The 16,776-nt window shown below is 52.4% G+C and carries 15 protein-coding genes and 1 pseudogene; 2 read left to right on the top strand and 14 right to left on the bottom strand.

The genetic code is table 11. The annotated features are described in order from the left end of the window. Nucleotides 1–710: 710 nt before the first annotated feature. The 5 genes from ACYUJT_RS18685 to ACYUJT_RS18665 all read right to left on the bottom strand — a co-directional run bounded on the left by ACYUJT_RS18685 (nucleotide 711) and on the right by ACYUJT_RS18665 (nucleotide 4,761). Nucleotides 711–1,328, bottom strand: a complete 618-nt coding sequence (locus tag ACYUJT_RS18685; RefSeq protein ID WP_460325396.1) for an NUDIX hydrolase — start codon at nucleotides 1,326–1,328, stop codon at nucleotides 711–713. Nucleotides 1,329–1,422: 94 nt separating this feature from the next. Further along, on the bottom strand, nucleotides 1,423–2,697 hold the full coding sequence (gene ilvA / locus ACYUJT_RS18680) for a threonine ammonia-lyase IlvA (protein ID WP_460325028.1): 1,275 nt from the start codon (nucleotides 2,695–2,697) through the stop codon (nucleotides 1,423–1,425). A gap of 81 nt (nucleotides 2,698–2,778) precedes the next feature. Continuing rightward, nucleotides 2,779–3,390 (bottom strand): alpha/beta hydrolase, encoded by a 612-nt coding sequence (locus ACYUJT_RS18675; RefSeq protein ID WP_460325026.1) that lies wholly within the window; start codon nucleotides 3,388–3,390, stop codon nucleotides 2,779–2,781. After that, complete coding sequence (locus ACYUJT_RS18670) at nucleotides 3,387–4,346, bottom strand: ring-cleaving dioxygenase (RefSeq protein ID WP_460325024.1); 960 nt, start codon at nucleotides 4,344–4,346, stop codon at nucleotides 3,387–3,389. Before ACYUJT_RS18670 ends, ACYUJT_RS18675 begins: the two co-directional genes overlap by 4 nt. A 166-nt stretch (nucleotides 4,347–4,512) precedes the next feature. After that, nucleotides 4,513–4,761, bottom strand: coding sequence for a hypothetical protein (locus ACYUJT_RS18665; RefSeq protein WP_460325022.1), 249 nt, complete (start codon nucleotides 4,759–4,761; stop codon nucleotides 4,513–4,515). A 179-nt stretch (nucleotides 4,762–4,940) separates the two neighbouring features. On the opposite strand from ACYUJT_RS18665, the pseudogene ACYUJT_RS18660 reads away from it, so the two are divergent. Further along, nucleotides 4,941–5,046, top strand: a pseudogene (locus ACYUJT_RS18660) (IS1595 family transposase); the annotation flags it as partial. Nucleotides 5,047–5,102: 56 nt separating this feature from the next. Then, nucleotides 5,103–5,873, top strand: coding sequence for a copper amine oxidase N-terminal domain-containing protein (locus ACYUJT_RS18655; RefSeq protein ID WP_460325020.1), 771 nt, complete (start codon nucleotides 5,103–5,105; stop codon nucleotides 5,871–5,873). Between the two features lie 77 nt (nucleotides 5,874–5,950). Here ACYUJT_RS18655 and purD read toward each other — a convergent pair whose 3' ends face one another. The 9 genes from purD to ACYUJT_RS18610 form a co-directional block, all read right to left on the bottom strand. After that, nucleotides 5,951–7,216 carry a phosphoribosylamine--glycine ligase gene (gene purD, locus ACYUJT_RS18650; RefSeq protein WP_460325018.1) on the bottom strand — a complete coding sequence of 422 codons (1,266 nt, stop codon included), beginning with the start codon at nucleotides 7,214–7,216 and terminating at the stop codon, nucleotides 5,951–5,953. 313 nt (nucleotides 7,217–7,529) lie between these two features. Beyond that, on the bottom strand, nucleotides 7,530–9,077 hold the full coding sequence (gene purH, locus ACYUJT_RS18645) for a bifunctional phosphoribosylaminoimidazolecarboxamide formyltransferase/IMP cyclohydrolase (protein WP_460325016.1): 1,548 nt from the start codon (nucleotides 9,075–9,077) through the stop codon (nucleotides 7,530–7,532). Between the two features lie 313 nt (nucleotides 9,078–9,390). Beyond that, nucleotides 9,391–10,023 carry a phosphoribosylglycinamide formyltransferase gene (gene purN, locus ACYUJT_RS18640; RefSeq protein WP_460325014.1) on the bottom strand — a complete coding sequence of 211 codons (633 nt, stop codon included), beginning with the start codon at nucleotides 10,021–10,023 and terminating at the stop codon, nucleotides 9,391–9,393. Further along, nucleotides 10,023–11,066 carry a phosphoribosylformylglycinamidine cyclo-ligase gene (gene purM / locus ACYUJT_RS18635; RefSeq protein WP_460325012.1) on the bottom strand — a complete coding sequence of 348 codons (1,044 nt, stop codon included), beginning with the start codon at nucleotides 11,064–11,066 and terminating at the stop codon, nucleotides 10,023–10,025. The genes purN and purM overlap by 1 nt, the downstream gene beginning before the upstream one ends. A gap of 59 nt (nucleotides 11,067–11,125) precedes the next feature. Beyond that, complete coding sequence (gene purF / locus ACYUJT_RS18630; RefSeq protein ID WP_460325010.1) at nucleotides 11,126–12,604, bottom strand: amidophosphoribosyltransferase; 1,479 nt, start codon at nucleotides 12,602–12,604, stop codon at nucleotides 11,126–11,128. Beyond that, entirely contained in the window at nucleotides 12,589–14,832 is a 2,244-nt protein-coding gene (purL, locus tag ACYUJT_RS18625) for a phosphoribosylformylglycinamidine synthase subunit PurL (protein ID WP_460325008.1), read from the bottom strand. Before purL ends, purF begins: the two co-directional genes overlap by 16 nt. Continuing rightward, nucleotides 14,810–15,499 carry a phosphoribosylformylglycinamidine synthase subunit PurQ gene (purQ, locus tag ACYUJT_RS18620; RefSeq protein WP_460325006.1) on the bottom strand — a complete coding sequence of 230 codons (690 nt, stop codon included), beginning with the start codon at nucleotides 15,497–15,499 and terminating at the stop codon, nucleotides 14,810–14,812. Before purQ ends, purL begins: the two co-directional genes overlap by 23 nt. 3 nt (nucleotides 15,500–15,502) lie before the next feature. After that, nucleotides 15,503–15,748: a phosphoribosylformylglycinamidine synthase subunit PurS gene (gene purS / locus ACYUJT_RS18615; RefSeq protein ID WP_055109705.1), complete on the bottom strand. Its 246-nt coding sequence runs from the start codon at nucleotides 15,746–15,748 to the stop codon at nucleotides 15,503–15,505. A 127-nt stretch (nucleotides 15,749–15,875) separates the two neighbouring features. Further along, the gene (locus tag ACYUJT_RS18610) at nucleotides 15,876–16,775 is read right to left on the bottom strand and encodes a phosphoribosylaminoimidazolesuccinocarboxamide synthase (RefSeq protein ID WP_460325003.1); all 900 of its coding nucleotides are present in this window, start codon (nucleotides 16,773–16,775) and stop codon (nucleotides 15,876–15,878) included. Between the last annotated feature and the right edge of the window lies 1 nt (nucleotide 16,776).

Raw genomic sequence — 16,776 nt, 5'->3', positions numbered from 1 at the left:
CAAGCATCTGGTCGAAGTAGCCGAAGAAGCTTTCCTAGATTGTCGCTGACCCGAGCTAAAGAATCCGTTTACATAACCACTTCTGTCATCATTCAGCTCTCTAAGCATCCCTCCGGCCTGCACGAAGCTGTCCTACGTGAAATCGGCTTCATGATTTCCCGCCTTCTCGAACGGCTTCGCTCAGCTGACCACCATACTTAAAAGTTCATCATGTGAGTCAAGCCGTTCTGAGTGAAGATTTCTTTATTATACCAGAGCGATACGCCGCTGGATAAGACGAAAATCGAATAAGTTTTGTCCTCATAGGTGAAGGTATCCCGTCCGCCCAGGGGCATGTTATCCTGAATTCCGCATCCTGGGGCAGCTTGTCCGTAATATCGCCCAACATATGCGTGGACACCAGAGACGCTATCTGTGACAAAACTGCAAATAACCATGTCTAGCGGACACAGAAGACGCTATTCGCTGTGAATCACCCTCCAGTGCTCTTTTTTAGCTGAATAAGGTTCCAAAGATCCGTTAGCTTATGTTGTTTGCTCCATTTTGCGAAAATAGCGGATCCTTAGTCCGTTAGCAGCTTGCTGGCAACCAAAAAAAGCAGCCCATCCAGCTCATTGAACTATGACCCATTCCATAAGTCGGGTCACAGCTCAATGGCGCTGTAGGCTGCTTTTAATATGCATTTTTTTCAAACTGGTTGCTGCTTCATTCTAATCAACAATTACCGGTTTATCCGGGTTGTTCAGAAATTGGAACATCATTTTGATCTGTTCCTCGGTGTTTCTTTGGAGGGATAGTTTCGGAAGATGAGCCTCCTCAAAGAAGGCAACGTCACTCGTCTCAAGCCCCTCCGCGGCTTCACCGCCGACAATTTCGCATTGAATGAAAAATTTATAGACGTGATACGGCTCAGGAGGGTGATGATGAAACTTTTTATCCAGAACAGCGAGCAGACGAACCGGCTTCGCCTCGTAGCCGGACTCCTCCTTGATTTCCTTCACCACTACTTCGGATGGAGACAACCCGATATCTCCCCAGCCCCCGGGCAATGCCCAGTCACCGTCAAGCTTCTCCTGTACGAGCAAGATCCTGTTATCCTTGAAAACAACGCCGCGAATATCCACCTTAGGTGTTGCATACCCGCGCTCATTGGCGAATGACAGCTCAATAATCTCCCGGTCCACCGTTGTATAGCTGTTCATAATATCAATGCTGATTTCCCGGAGTGCCTCATAACGCTCCGCATCGTAGACATCCTTCGTATAGGCAAGCCCGGTCTGAGCAAGCGCCTGAATTTGCTTCGCCCACTCTAACCATTTTGGATCCATGCTCATCTGCACCGACCTCCGTTCCTACAACCAGATTATTCTGACGACGATTTAAACTCGCCAACTCAAGCTCTACTCAAGCCCAACTTCAGGCTCAAATCAACAAATTAAACAAATTCAAATCCCGGTTCAGCTCCGTATAGGTAATCCCTTTTGCTTTCATGCGGCCGATCAAGGCTTCATAATCCGCCGGATCGCTCAGCTCGATGCCCACCAGTGCCGGCCCGTTCTCCTTATTATGCTTCTTCGTATACTCGAACCGGGTAATATCATCGTTCGGCCCCAGCACGTCCTGCAGGAACTCGCGCAGCGCCCCGGCACGCTGAGGGAAATTAACCATGAAATAATGCTTCAATCCTTCATAAATGAGCGAACGCTCCTTCATTTCCTGCATGCGGTCGATATCATTATTGCCGCCGCTGATGACGCAAACGACCGTTTTCCCGCGGATCTCATCCTTATACATATCAAGAGCGGACACCGCAAGCGCCCCGGCAGGCTCTACCACGATAGCACTATCATTATATAAATCGAGAATTGTCGTGCAGGCTTTGCCCTCCGGCACCTTTACGATATCGTCCAGCAGCTCTGCGCAAATGTGATAGTTCAGATCACCGACCCGTTTCACGGCGGCACCGTCTACGAACTTATCAATCGTCTCTAGCGTCACCACCTGCTCCTGCTTGAACGATTCGCTCATGGAGGCAGCCCCCAGCGGCTCAACCCCAATTAATTTTGTCCCCGGACTCATCGCCTTGATATACGAGCCGACGCCTGAAGCCAATCCGCCGCCGCCAATCGTTACAAACACATAGTCCGCCGGCGCATCCAGGTTCTCCATAATCTCCATGCCGATCGTTCCGTTGCCTGCCACAATCTTCGCATCGTCGAACGGATGGATGAATGTCATGCCGCGGTCCCGGCACGCCTTCATCGCTTCCTCATAAGCGTCGTCATACGTATCACCCGTCAAAATAACCTCCACATGCGAGCCGCCAAACCGTTTAACCTGCTTCACTTTCTGATTCGGCGTCGTGCTTGGCATATAGATTGCGCCTGGAATCCCCAGCGCATTGCAGGAGAAGGCCACGCCCTGCGCATGGTTGCCCGCGCTTGAACAGACTATCCCCTTCTCCAGCTCCTCCGGACTCAGGCTGCGAATTTTATTGTAGGCCCCACGGATTTTGAAAGAACGGACAACCTGAAGATCCTCCCGCTTCAAAAACACCCGGCATCCGTATTTCGCCGACAATGTCGCATCCAGCTGCAGCGGCGTGCGCACGACGACTTCCTTAAGCACATGATGGGCCCGAACGATCTCTTCCATCCCTACCGTACGTTGTTCTGTCTCTTGTTCCGTTTGATTCATCTTTTCTCCCCACTTCTTATACACAAAATTAGATTCATCTATATGAAAATATAATGCAGTCCTGATTGCCCTCTTATCATTTTATAGCGCAAATGCCTGTCTGAACCAGACAGCAGCAGCGTCAATCTCCGTTCCGGTCAAGCTATGTCCCGCATTTTCCCAGTGCACCGTCAGCTTGGCCCCCGCTCCTTCCAGCAGGCTGCTCAGCTCCTCCGTCTCGGCTGGGGGACACATCCGGTCATTTCGTCCGGCCCCGATGAACACAGGAACATCCTTCAGATCCGGCAGCACCACGCTGCGCAATGGAACCATCGGGTGATGCAGCACGGCGCCACGAAGCGCATCGTTATAATGAAACAACAGACTCGCCGCGATATTGGCCCCGTTCGAATATCCTACAGCAACATAATTGCGCCGATCAAGCCCATATTTCACGGCCGACTCATCGAGAAAATCATACAGCTCACGGGTCCGCAGCGCCAAATCCTCCTCATCGAACACCCCTTCGGCCAACCGGCGGAAAAAACGCGACATCCCGTTTTCAAGCACATTCCCGCGAATGCCTAGAACCGAAGATTCCGGTGACAGAGACGCGGCAATCGGCAGCAAATCACTCTCCGTCCCGCCCGTGCCATGCAGAAGCACCAGTACTGGCGCTGATTCATCCTTGCCTTCGTGAAATAAATGCCTCATTCTTCTGCCTCCTCTTCGAATTCTTCCAAAGATCGCACCTGAAAGCTGCTCAAATGGGAATGTATCGCGCTGCGATGCGGTTCGTACCGGGCCGGCAGCATTAGATTCTCACCGAGCTGCATCAGCGGCTCGTCGATCGTGAATCCCGGCGGATCTGTAGCGATCTCGAACAAAATGCCGCCAGGCTCGCGGAAATACAGAGCCTTGAAATACTCGCGATCCACGATCGGTGTTGGACGGAGACCACACTGCTCGATCATCTGCCGCCACTCTTCCTGCTCCACATTATCCTTGGCTCGCCAAGCGATATGGTGAACAGTTCCGGCGCCGCCGCCGCAGCGCGGAATATCCTCCGCATTCAAATCGATCCAGTTCCCAAGCTCGCCTGTTGCTTGATACCGAATCAGCCCTTCTTCCTCGCCCACCCGCTTCATATCAAGAATCAGCTCCAGCACCCTTGCCGTGTTTTCGCTATCGCTGCTGAACAGCAATGCGCCGCCAAATCCTTTAATCGCGGATTGCAGCGGTACCCCGCTGAAAGACCATGTGCTTGCCGGACCTTCCGCACGCTCCACCAGATCGATCAGCAAACCGGAATTATCCGTGAACCGCACATAATCCTCGCCGAAACGAACAATGTCCATGAAGGGAATCCCAAACTTTTTCAAGCGTTTGCGCCAGAACAACAGACTCCCAGGCGGAACGGCATACACCGTTACCCCGACTTGCCCTCCCCCGATCATTCCGCTCTCTGCGCCATCCTGCGGAAAGAAGGTAATGATTGTTCCCGGATCGCCAGCCTCGTTCCCAAAATATAAATGATACACTTCCGGTGCATCGAAATTTACCGTCTTCTTGACCAATCTCAAACCGAGGACGCCTGCGTAGAAATCCACGTTTCCCTGAACATCTCCCACAAACGCCGTTATATGATGTATTCCTGCCGTGGTTGGCATGGCTCGTCCTCCCGAAAAAACTTCTTCTCGTTATTATACGTAACCTGAGCCAACAATTCATCTTCTATCGCAAAATAAGGGCCGAAAAAAAATGCAAACAGCGCCAGATTTTATCTGACGCTGTAGCTGACACGGTCTGCTCTAGAATACTGTTATTGCTGTATGATCACTCCACTTGCCCGCTGCGGCGTTTCCCCGAATGCCCTGTGTTCTCGAAGTCATCCGCAATATCGTGTTCAGCGGGATCGTCCGCCAGCTCCGTGAGCTTCCATTCCGTTGAACCCATAATGAGATCCGCCGGAAACTCCTGCCCGCGGTACAAATATTCCGAGCGCCCCATTTCATCCGTGTAAAGCCCTTCCACTTCCACCCTCTCGCGCGAGATGGGGAGCATATCCTTCTTTTCCTTACTCATAATCGATTCGACGCCTCCATTCAACAATAAATCACAAATGATCTTATCGTTAAGATGCGTCAGAATCGGGCTGCTTATCCGGAAATTCCGGATTGTATTATTCAGAAAACAGCTCCTCAACAGATACTTTAAGCACTTTGGCGATGTTTATAGCCAACTAACCTTACACATACTGCTAAATCAAAGGTAGAAAACCGCGTAAACGTGGCGGTTTTGCAAAGAAACGGGGTCTAAGCAACGAACAAGGTATGTGTTTTAGTCGCAAGGGACCGTGATAGTGTAACTCTGCCCTCAAAAACGTGGTAAAATATTAATAAATTAATAAATACGGGAGAGAAAAAATGACAAGAAAACTTACTTTTTTATTATCAATGCTTATTTTTTCAATAGTTTTATTGCCTACACAAACTCAATCTGCTACACAGGAAATTACAGTTATTATTAATGGAGAAAAACAACAATATGATCAACCACCAGTTTTACAGAATGGAAGAACATTAGTCCCGTTACGCGGCATTTTTGAAACATTAGGCGCAAAAGTAAATTGGAACCAAGTCGAGAAAAAGGTGAGCGCAACTAAAGACAATCAAATGATTGAACTAACCATTGGTTCTAATCATGCTAAAATCAATAGCAAACTACATAAATTAGACGTAGAAGCAAAAACAATCAGCAATCGCACAATGGTTCCATTGCGTTTTATCGGAGAAGCGTTAGGAGAAGACGTTCAGTGGGAACAATCAACAAAAACAGTATTTATCGGTGGGAAGATTGAAATAAAACCTAATGAGTCGAATAGCGTGCTTGCGGAAGTACAGAGTATTTATGAAAATACGGGTGCTAAATTTGAAGGAGACATTAACGAATACTTTGCCGGAGGCAGTGGCATTAGCCAATCTTATGTTAATAATACATTAGTTGTTCTCAATACTGGTAGTTTTGATAATTACACTGTTGCCGCAGAGGTTGCAAATAAATTAGGTGGAAGTGGGGATGTTAGCCAAATAGCCTCTTCTATTGATAAAATTTTTAAAGGTGAAGCTAGTGGAGCGATTACTGTAGGCGATATAACAATAGCATCTGGTGGAAGATCTGTTCATTTAAGTTGGTAAATAAGTTTACAATTCATGGGATAAAAAAAGGGCCGTTCCAATTGCTTGGACAGCCCTTTTCTATTTAGTTCAATATTTTATCGCAGCGCTTTAGCCGCAATGTCGGAGCGCTGATGCTTGTCCTCGAAGGTAATGCGTTCTGCAGTCGCATAGGCCTTATCGCGAGCTTCGGCGATGTCCTGTCCCAGCCCAACGACTCCCAGCACACGACCTCCGTTCGTTATCCACTCTCCGGCTTCATTTTTCGCTGTTCCAGCATGGAATACAAGCGCATCCCCGGCTGCGTCAAGCCCGGAGATCGGCAGTCCCTTCGGATAAGATGCAGGATAACCGCCGGAAGCAAGCACGACGCATACAGCGGCTTCATTGCTCCATTCGATTTCTACCTTGTCCAATGTGCCGTTAACGGCAGCCAGGAAAATCTCCAGCAAATCGCTCTTCAGCCGCGGCAGCACGACCTGAGTCTCCGGATCTCCGAACCGGGCGTTGAACTCGATCGTCTTCGGTTTGCCGTCCGGCGAGATCATCAATCCGGCGAATAGCACGCCGCGGAAAGGACGGCCTTCTGCGACCATTGCTTTGGCCGTCGGCTTAATGATCGTTTCAACCGCTTCCTCAATGATGGAATCCGCGATGTGAGGCAGCGGTGAATACGTGCCCATGCCGCCCGTGTTCGGTCCTTTGTCATTATCATAGACTTGCTTATGATCCTGCGCAGCCGACATCGGACGTACGACTTCCCCATCCACAAATGCCAGGATCGACATTTCCTGCCCTTCGAGGAATTCCTCGATGACCACCTGACTGCCCGCGTTGCCGAATACTTTGCCCACCATAATGTCCTTCAAGGCCGCGTCCGCTTCCTCACGGGTGAAGGCTACCGTTACCCCTTTGCCCGCAGCAAGTCCGTCCGCCTTAATGACGATTGGCAGCTTCTGCTGATCGAGATACGCCTTAGCCTCCTCGTAATTGTCAAACTTCTCATAAGCGGCTGTCGGAATGTTGTATTTTTTCAGCAAATCCTTCATGAACGTCTTGCTGCCTTCGATATGAGCCGCATTTTTGCGCGGCCCGAACACCGGAATGCTCTTCGCCTCAAATGCATCCACGATGCCATCCGCCAGCGGGTCATCCGGTCCGACAACCACCAGGCCTACTTGCTTCTCCTGAGCGAACGCCGTCAGCTTATCAAATTCGTTCACCGCAATTGGAACGATCTCCGCTACTTGACCGATTCCTGCGTTGCCCGGCGCGCAATAAATTTTGCCTGCCTTCGGGCTCTTGGCCAGCGCCCAGCAAATCGTATGCTCCCGGCCGCCGCCGCCAATCACTAAAATGTCCATACCGTTGCTCCTCTCATATCCAAACAGCAAACGGCAGGCCGCCGCCGCGGTCCACCGTCCCTGTCCATCTGCATTGTTTATATAAAGGTTACATCGTGATCAAAAGCCGACTTTCAAAACTACCTCTTACAATGAAGGTTTTAAAAGTCGGGTTTTCAGCACCGAGAAACTTGAATGAAGCCAGGGGCTGAGGAGCGCAGCATAGGCAGAACCTATGTGAGCACCGAAAGCCCCGGCTGAATTCAAGATTCGACGCCGACTATGCTCCTTGGAATTACATCGTGATCAAAAGCTAACTTTTAAAACTACCCCTCTAGTGTTTGAAGTGGCGGATGCCGGTGAAGACCATAGCGACCCCATACTTGTTCGCCATCTGGATCGATTCTTCGTCCTTGACCGAGCCGCCAGGCTGAATGATCGCCGTCACGCCAGCTTTAGCCGCAGCTTCTACCGTATCGCCCATCGGGAAGAACGCATCGGAAGACAGCACGCTACCCTTTACTTTGTCGCCAGCCTGCTCGATGGCGATTTTCGCCGAGCCGACCCGGTTCATTTGTCCAGCGCCTACGCCGATCGTTATGTTGTCATTCGCCAATACGATCGCATTAGATTTAACGTGCTTAACTACTTTCCAGGCAAACAGCAGCTGCTTCAGCTCTTCCTCGGAAGGAGCGCGATCGGTAACAACCTTCAAATCGGACTCCTGCAAGGAATGAACGTCGCTATCCTGAACGATCATGCCGCCGTCGATCGAAGTGACCACGAGCTGGCTCTTACGATTGGCTCCAAGCTCCAATCCGTTCACCTTCAACAGGCGGATGTTCTTCTTCTGTGTCAGCACGGCCAGGGCTTCATCCGTAAAGCCTGGAGCAAGGATAATTTCCAGGAAGATCTCCTTCAGCAGCAGTGCTGTCGCTTCGTCAACAATACGGTTGGCCGCAACGATCCCGCCGAAAATCGATACCGGGTCAGCCTCATGCGCTTTGCGGAACGCCTCGTAAATGCTTTCCCCAATGCCAACGCCACAAGGATTCATATGCTTAACGACGACAACCGCAGGCTCTTCGAATTCCTTCACGATTTGCAGAGCTGCATTCGCGTCATTGATGTTATTGTAGGATAGCTCTTTGCCATGCAGCTGCTCAGCCGAGGTGAGCGTATCCGCCGCAGCCAGCGGCTTGCGATAAAATGCTGCCTTCTGATGCGGATTTTCGCCATAACGAAGATCCTGAATTTTCTCGTAAGTAACTGTAAGGCGTTCAGGAAGCGGATCACCGTTCACGTTCGACAAATAATCGGAAATCAAGGCATCGTAAGCCGCCGTATGGCGGAAAACTTTGGCCGCAAGCTGTTTGCGCGTATCCAGGGTCGTATCCCCGTCAGCCGCGATCTCATCCAATACCTTGCTGTAATCGCCGGAATCCACGACTACCGAGACAAAGGCATGGTTTTTGGCAGCAGAACGCAGCATGGTCGGCCCGCCGATGTCGATATTTTCAATCGCATCCTCATATGTGACATCCGGCTTCGCAATCGTTTCCTGGAACGGATACAGATTAACGACAACCAGATCGATGTAGTCCAGGCCAAGCTCCTTCATTTGCGCTTGATGCTCTGCGCTGTCCCGTACCGCCAGCAGCCCGCTGTGAACAGCAGGATGCAGCGTCTTCACGCGGCCGTCAAGCACTTCCGGGAATCCCGTTACATCGGAAATACCGATGACTGGGATACCTTCCTTCGACAACAGGCTTTTCGTGCCCCCCGTTGAAATGATTTCTACTCCTAATTGCGACAGCCCGCGGCAAAAATCCACGATACCCGTTTTATCCGAAACGCTAACCAGCGCTCTTTTGATACTCACGATTGGCTTCCTCCTCTATATTATGGCAAGAATAACGCCACGGCTTAGGCCGGACTGGCTAATAGCAATAATACTCCTCTATTCGCTCGGATCCATGACCCGATATTTCTCGGGAAATATCGAAAACGATACTATAACTTCAACAAGAAAAACGGCAATCGACATCCACGCTAAGAAAATCGTCCGCTATTCGCGGCAGTACCCGCAAAACGACAACGTAATTTCGCTAAAACATGTTCGGAATCCGCAACTAAGCTCGTTCTTAGCATGCAGCGAAACACCTGCCTGTCATAATCAGCATGATGATCTAGCTTCATCCTATTGTGATGCGCCGCTCATCGATCTGGACCTTGCCCGCGGCAAACCAGCTTACTACCTGCGGATACAAATCCCGTTCAGCGGCGTGAATCTTATCCTCCAGAGATTCGACTGTATCCTCCGGCGCGATTTCTACGGCCTTTTGGGCAATAACCGCCCCCGTATCCATGCCGCCGTCAACCAGATGCACCGTCACCCCGGTGATCTTGACGCCGTATTCCCAAGCCTGCCCAATCGCGTCTTTCCCCGGAAAAGAAGGGAGCAAGGACGGATGGATATTGATCATGCGCCCTTGATAAGCCTCAACCAGAACCGGGGTCAGCAGCAGCATATATCCAGCTAGCACAATCAGGTCAACGCCTCTGCGCTCCAACTCCTGAGCGATTTCTGTTTCGTAATCCTCGCGGCGGGCATAGGCTTTCTTCTCGAACAGGAAGCATTCCACGCCAGCGCGGCGCGCCCGTTCGACAACGGGTGCCTCCGGCTTGTTGCAGACGAGCAGCACGATTTCCGCTCCAAGCTTGCCCTCGCGGGAGGAGTCCAGCAGCGTCTGGAAATTGCTGCCCTGCCCCGAAGCGAAAACCGCGATCCGGTATGGCCTTCGGCTCCCCACAGTTTTGTCCGTCATTATACGTCCGCTCCCGTAAATTTCACTTCCCGGCTGCCTTCCGTAATCCGGCCGATCACATAAGGAGTTTCTCCAGCCGCACGCAGCGCCTCAACCGTCTTCTCGGCATCTTCCTTCGCCACGACGATGACCAGTCCGATTCCCATATTAAAGGTAGTGAACATGTCGCGGTTGCTGACATCGCCCTTCTGCTGAAGAAGCTCGAAGATCGGCAGGATCGGCCATGTGCCATGATCGATTTCGGCGTTGACGTTGTCAGGCAGTACGCGAGGAATATTCTCAATGAATCCGCCGCCCGTAATATGCGCCATTCCTTTAACCTTTACTTCTTCCAGCAGGGACAGAACCGGTTTCACATACAGCTTCGTCGGCGTAAGCAGCACATCGCCAAGACGGGCTCCGTCAAGCTCAGGCAGCGTATCATGAAGGCTGTAGCCGCATTGTTCAAGCAGAAGCTTGCGAACGAGCGAGAAGCCGTTGCTGTGCACGCCGCTCGAAGCCAGGCCGATTACCGTATCGCCTGCCGCAATCGTGCTTCCGTTGATGATCTTGCTCTTATCGACCACGCCTACCGTAAAGCCGGCGATATCATACTCGCCTTCAGCGTACATGCCCGGCATTTCCGCCGTTTCTCCGCCGATCAGGGCGCATCCAGACTGGCTGCAGCCATCTGCGATACCCGACACGATCGCTTCAATCTTAGCAGGAATGACCTTGTCGCAAGCGAGATAGTCCAGGAAGAAGAGCGGCTCCGCGCCTTGAACGACAATGTCGTTGACGCACATCGCCACCGCATCGATTCCGATCGTATCGTGCTTATCCATTGCGAACGCGATTTTCAGCTTTGTTCCCACGCCATCGGTGCCCGATACCAGGACAGGCTCCTCATATTTATCTTTGTTCAAACCGAACAAAGCTCCAAAGCCGCCCAAATCCGTTAACACTTCAGGGCGGAACGTCCGCTTGACGTGACTCTTCATCCGCTCTACCGCTTCATTGCCCGCTGCGATATCCACACCGGCATTTTTATAGGCTTCAGACACGAAGGACACTCTCCTTAAACAATCATTTTATTTAATCATATTAATTTAATCACATTAGCTTAACAGCTGCAGCCGGACTTCTCTTCCCCCGCAAAATCCTTCCGCGTCGGGTAATCATTATCGAAGCAGGCCATGCACAGGCCGCCTTTATAATCTTTCGCGTTATCCCCTTCCACCGCGCTGATCAATCCTTCGGCGCTTAAAAATTCCAGCGAGTCCGCATTGATTTCCTTACGGATTTCTTCAATGGATTTCGAGGAAGCGATCAGTTCGGCCCGGCTCGGCGTATCGATGCCGTAGAAACAGGGGTTCTTGAACGGCGGCGAGGTAATCCGCACATGCACCTCCGTCGCTCCGGCTTCGCGCAGCAGATTGACGATGCGGCGCGATGTCGTTCCGCGGACGATCGAATCGTCGATCATAACGACGCGCTTGCCTTCGACGACCCGGCGCACAGCGCTTAGCTTCATCTTCACGCCCTGCTCGCGCAGCTCCTGGCTCGGCTGAATGAAGGTGCGTCCCGTATATTTATTTTTGATCAAACCAAGCTCGTAAGGAATACCCGTCTGCTCGGCATAACCAATGGCCGCGGAAATACTGGAATCCGGCACGCCAGTAACGACGTCTGCATCGACGAACGATTCCTGGGCCATGACCTGACCCATCCGTTTGCGGGCCGCATGCATATTGGAGCCGTTCATGTCGCTGTCCGGACGGGAGAAGTAGATATACTCCATGGCGCATAACGCCTTGCGCTGAGGCTCTGCATAACGATCCTCATGCACGCCTTCCGCATCCAGCACCAGCATTTCACCCGGTAAAATATCGCGGATCGACTCCGCCCCAACCACCTCGAACGCGCAAGTCTCGGAAGAGAACAGATAGGCGTCGCCGAGACGGCCCATCGTCAGCGGGCGAAGCCCGTGCGGATCGCTGGCGATGATCATTTTATCGTTCGTCAGCAGCATGAACGCAAATCCTCCGACTAATTGTGCGAGCGCATCTCTTGCCGCTTCGACGAAATCCTTCGGCGAGCGGGCGATTAGATGCGCGATCACTTCGGTATCGCTCGTCGTCTGGAAGATGGAACCGCTCTGCTCCAACTGATGACGGATTTGCGGAGCATTGACGATGTTGCCGTTCGTGGCTACCGCGAGGTCCCCGTCCCGGTATTTGAAAATGAGCGGCTGTGCGTTCATCAGGCTGCTGTCGCCATTCGTGGAATAGCGGACATGGCCGATGGAACGGCTGCCATGCAGCGAAGCGAGCAGGTCCCGGTCGAACACTTCCTTCACCAGTCCCATGCCGCGATGGTAATTGAACTCATCGCCGTTCGTGACGCAAATTCCCGCGCTCTCTTCCCCCCGGTGCTGCAGCGCATGCAGCCCGTAATAGGACAAAGAGGCGGCTTCGGGGTGACCGAACACCCCGAAAACGCCGCATTCCTCTTTTAATGTGTCAAAAATATCGCTCTTGCCTGTTCCTTGATTATAATAGTCTCCTGTCCAAAGCCCTTGCGGTATTATTGCATCAGACATGGAATTACATCCTCCCAGACCTGCTTCAGCTCGCTTACTGGTCTAGCCAGCACGGAGCGGGCATTCACAGAAATCTCCAGTTTGTCGCCTGTGACTTGACCGATCTTTTGAACCGGAACGCCATAGGACGCGATCAATTGCTCGAGCTCAGCAGCCTTGTCCGGCGTTGCCGACAACAGGATGCGGGATTGCGATTCGCTGAATAGAGCAAAGTCAGAACGAAGGTCTGTCGCAAAATCGACTTTCGCGCCAAGGCCGCCACTGATGCTGGATTCAGCCAAAGCTACGGCCAAACCGCCTTCGGACAAGTCGTGAGCCGATTGTACAAGGCCTTTCTGAATCGCGGCCAGCACGCCGTCCAGCAACTTTTTCTCCACATTCAGATCCAGCGCCGGCGGACGTCCTTCCGTCACACCATGAACTACCGCCTGGAACTCGCTGCCGCCCAGTTCAGCGAAAGTCTCGCCGAGCAGGAATACGACATCGCCCTCGGCTTTGAAGCCTTGCGTCGTAATGTGATCCGTATCATGCACGAGACCGACCATGCCGACTACAGGCGTCGGGTAAATCGCGCCTTTAGCATTCTCGTTGTACAAGCTGACGTTACCGCCGATTACCGGCGCATTCAGCACGCGGCAGGCTTCAGCCATACCGTCAACCGCTTTTTCCATCTGCCAGAAAATATCCGGCTTCTCCGGGCTTCCGAAGTTCAGGTTGTCCGTAATCGCCAGCGGCTCGGCGCCCGAGCAAACGACGTTGCGCGCCGCTTCGCTGACTGCGATGCGTCCGCCGACTTCCGGATCCAGGTAAACGAACCGTCCGTTACAATCCGTCGTCATTGCCAGCCCTTTGCGCGTACCGCGAATCGTCACGACCGCCGCGTCGGAGCCTGGCTGAACCGCCGTACTAGTGCGAACCATGTAATCGTATTGGTTATATACCCACGCTTTGCTCGCTACGGAAGGGGAGGACAATACTTTGTCCAGCGCACCGTTCAAATCCGTAACTTCGTCATAGCGCTGCGTATCTACATTCGCGTTTTCTTCATAATAAGCCGGTACTGCGGATGGCTTGTTATAGATTGGACATTCGTCAACGAGAGCCGTTACCGGCATGTCGCCAACGACTTCCCCTTTGTGGATCAGTTTGAGGCGTCCGTCGTCGGTCACTTTACCGACTTTGGCACAGATAACGCCCCAACGCTCGAAAATTTCCATCGCCTGAGCTTCATCCTTCGGCTCGACGACAAACAGCATGCGTTCTTGGGATTCGGAGAGCATCATTTCATAAGCCGTCATGCCTTCTTCGCGCTGAGGAACCTCATCCAGATACAGCTCTAGACCGTTCCCAGCCTTACTTGCCATCTCCGCGCTTGAGCAAGTCAGTCCTGCCGCGCCCATATCTTGGATACCAAGGACAATGCCGGAATCGATCAGCTCGAGACAAGCTTCCATGACAAGCTTCTCCATAAATGGATCGCCGACCTGTACCGCCGTCCGCTTCGATTCGGACTCCTCCGTCAGCTCCTCGGATGCGAAGGTTGCCCCGTGGATGCCGTCGCGGCCTGTCGGAGGCCCCACATAGAATACCGGGTTGCCTACGCCTTTTGCTACGCCGCGCTGGATTTTGTCATGATCGATCAGGCCTACGCACATCGCGTTAACGAGCGGGTTACCTTCATAAGCTTCATCGAATACCACTTCGCCGCCGACGGTCGGAATGCCGATGCAGTTGCCGTAGCCTGCGATACCGGAAACGACATGCTCGAACAAGTATTTCACGCGATCGCTCTCCAGCTTGCCGAAACGCAGGGAGTTCAGAAGTGCCACCGGTCTTGCACCCATCGAGAAAATATCACGGATAATGCCGCCCACGCCTGTCGCCGCGCCTTGGTAAGGCTCAACCGCGGAAGGGTGATTATGGCTTTCGATTTTGAAGACGACCGCCTGGTTGTCGCCAATATCCACGATGCCGGCGCCTTCGCCTGGCCCCATCAGGACGCGCGGTCCGTCGGTCGGGAATCTGCGAAGCAGCGGTTTGGAATTTTTATAGGCACAGTGCTCGGACCACATGACGCTGAATACGCCGATTTCCGTGTAGTTCGGTTTACGCCCTAGAAATCCGCAGATCAGCTCGTACTCACTGTCGGACACGCCCATTTGTTTGTAAATTTGCTGTTCAGCGATTTGCTCTGCATTCGGTTCCTTAGCGGACACTTGCTGACTCATGCCGATCCCTCCAAGCCTTTAATATCGATGTAAACATACGTTTGCCGTCTTCAGACCCCAGCAGGCTGTCCACCGCACGCTCAGGGTGCGGCATCATGCCGACGACGTTGCCGCGCTCATTGGAGACACCGGCGATATCGTCTAGGGAGCCGTTCGGATTGTTCACATATGTGAAAATAATTTGATTGTTCGCTTTAAGCTGCGCGAGCGTCTCTTCATCGCAGTAGTAGTTCCCTTCGCCATGAGCGATCGGAATATGAATCTCTTCGCCCTTCTGGTATTGGGTCGTGAATGGATTATCGTTGTTCTCTACGCGAAGCACAGTATCGTGGCAGCGGAATTTCAGCGACGTGTTGCGGCGCAGCGTGCCTGGCAGCAGCCCCGCCTCGGTCAGAATCTGGAATCCGTTGCAGATGCCAAGAATATATTTGCCTTGTTCGGCGGCTTTGGCGACTTCGGCCATCACCGGAGCAAATCTCGCGATCGCTCCGCAGCGCAGATAGTCGCCGTAAGAGAATCCGCCCGGAACTAGGATGCAATCATAAGCGGAAAGATCTGTGGCTGTGTGCCACACATAATCGACTGGCTCGCCTAACGCGTCTTCAACGGCTTTGTAGCAGTCGATGTCACAGTTGGAACCGGGAAATACGAGTACTGCGAATTTCATGGATTAGCCCTCCAATTCAAAGCGGTAATCTTCAACGACCGTATTGGCCAGCAACTTCTCGCACATTTCTTTGACACGGGCTTCCGCCTCGTTGCGATCATTGGTATCGAGCTGCAGCTCCAGATATTTACCGATGCGGACACTTTCAACCTCTGCAAATCCCATGGAATGCAGTGCACCTTGTACGGCAACCCCCTGCGGATCAAGTACGCTTTGCTTGATGGTGACATAAACGGACGCTTTAATCATATTCCTCGTGTTCCTCCTAAAAAATAATAATGAATGATCATTGTTATGGTGCTGCTAGTGTTGCTAGTATTGCTAGTGTTGCTATATATAGTAAAAGCATTGCTGCTTTACTCTCGTTAAAAATGCTTCAAGATAACCGTTCGCCCGTCAGTCGGGCATATATGTCAAGGTATCGCCGGGCCGTCTCTTCAACGACGAAAGGGGGCAATGGCGCCGGTTTGCTGTTCTTGCCCCAGCCGGAACCGGCCAAATAAGTCCGCACGGGCTCTTTATCCATGCTGTCGATATCCGTATCGAGCGCGTAATTTTCCTTGGCCCAAAAGCGCGCGGCATCCGGGGTGAACATTTCGTCTATCAGGATGAGTTCGCCGTCCACGGAGCCGAATTCCAGCTTGCAGTCCGCGAGGATGATCCCCCGCTCATCGCAATGCCGCCGTGCGAACTCGTACAATTCGAGACTCCGGTTACGCAGCTGCTCCGCCAAGTCCGCACCGACCAGCTCCGCCATCCGTTCAAAGGAAATATCCTCATCATGGCCGACGTCGTTTTTCGCCGCTGGCGTAAAAATCGGTTCTGGCAGCTTGGCGTTCTTCCGCAGACCTCCCGGCAGCTTCGTGCCGTTGATCTCGCCGGTCGCTTCATACTGCCGCCAGCCGCTGCCCGTTACGTAACCGCGCACGACACATTCGATGGAAATGCGCTCCGCTCTACGAGCGACCATAATCCGATCCTTCAAGAGGTGCCTGTACTCTAGGTTGATCACCTCGCCAAGACGCTCAATGTCGGTATGGATGACATGATTGTCAATCAATCCGCTGGTCAACGAGAACCAGTGAGCGCTTAAGCGATTGAGCACATTGCCCTTGTCCGGCACGGCCGGCTCGAGCACGTAGTCGAAAGCGGAAATGCGGTCCGTCACCACGATCAGGTAGTGCTCTCCCAAATCGTACAGCTCGCGGACTTTGCCTTTATACAGCAGCGGCGCATTCACCAGATCCACTGCGGTTGAAATTGCATGTGATGCCATT

The organism is Paenibacillus sp. YSY-4.3, from assembly GCF_054767475.1.
The sequence above is the reverse complement of the archived record's forward strand: the minus strand, read 5'-3'. Positions and strand labels throughout refer to the sequence as shown.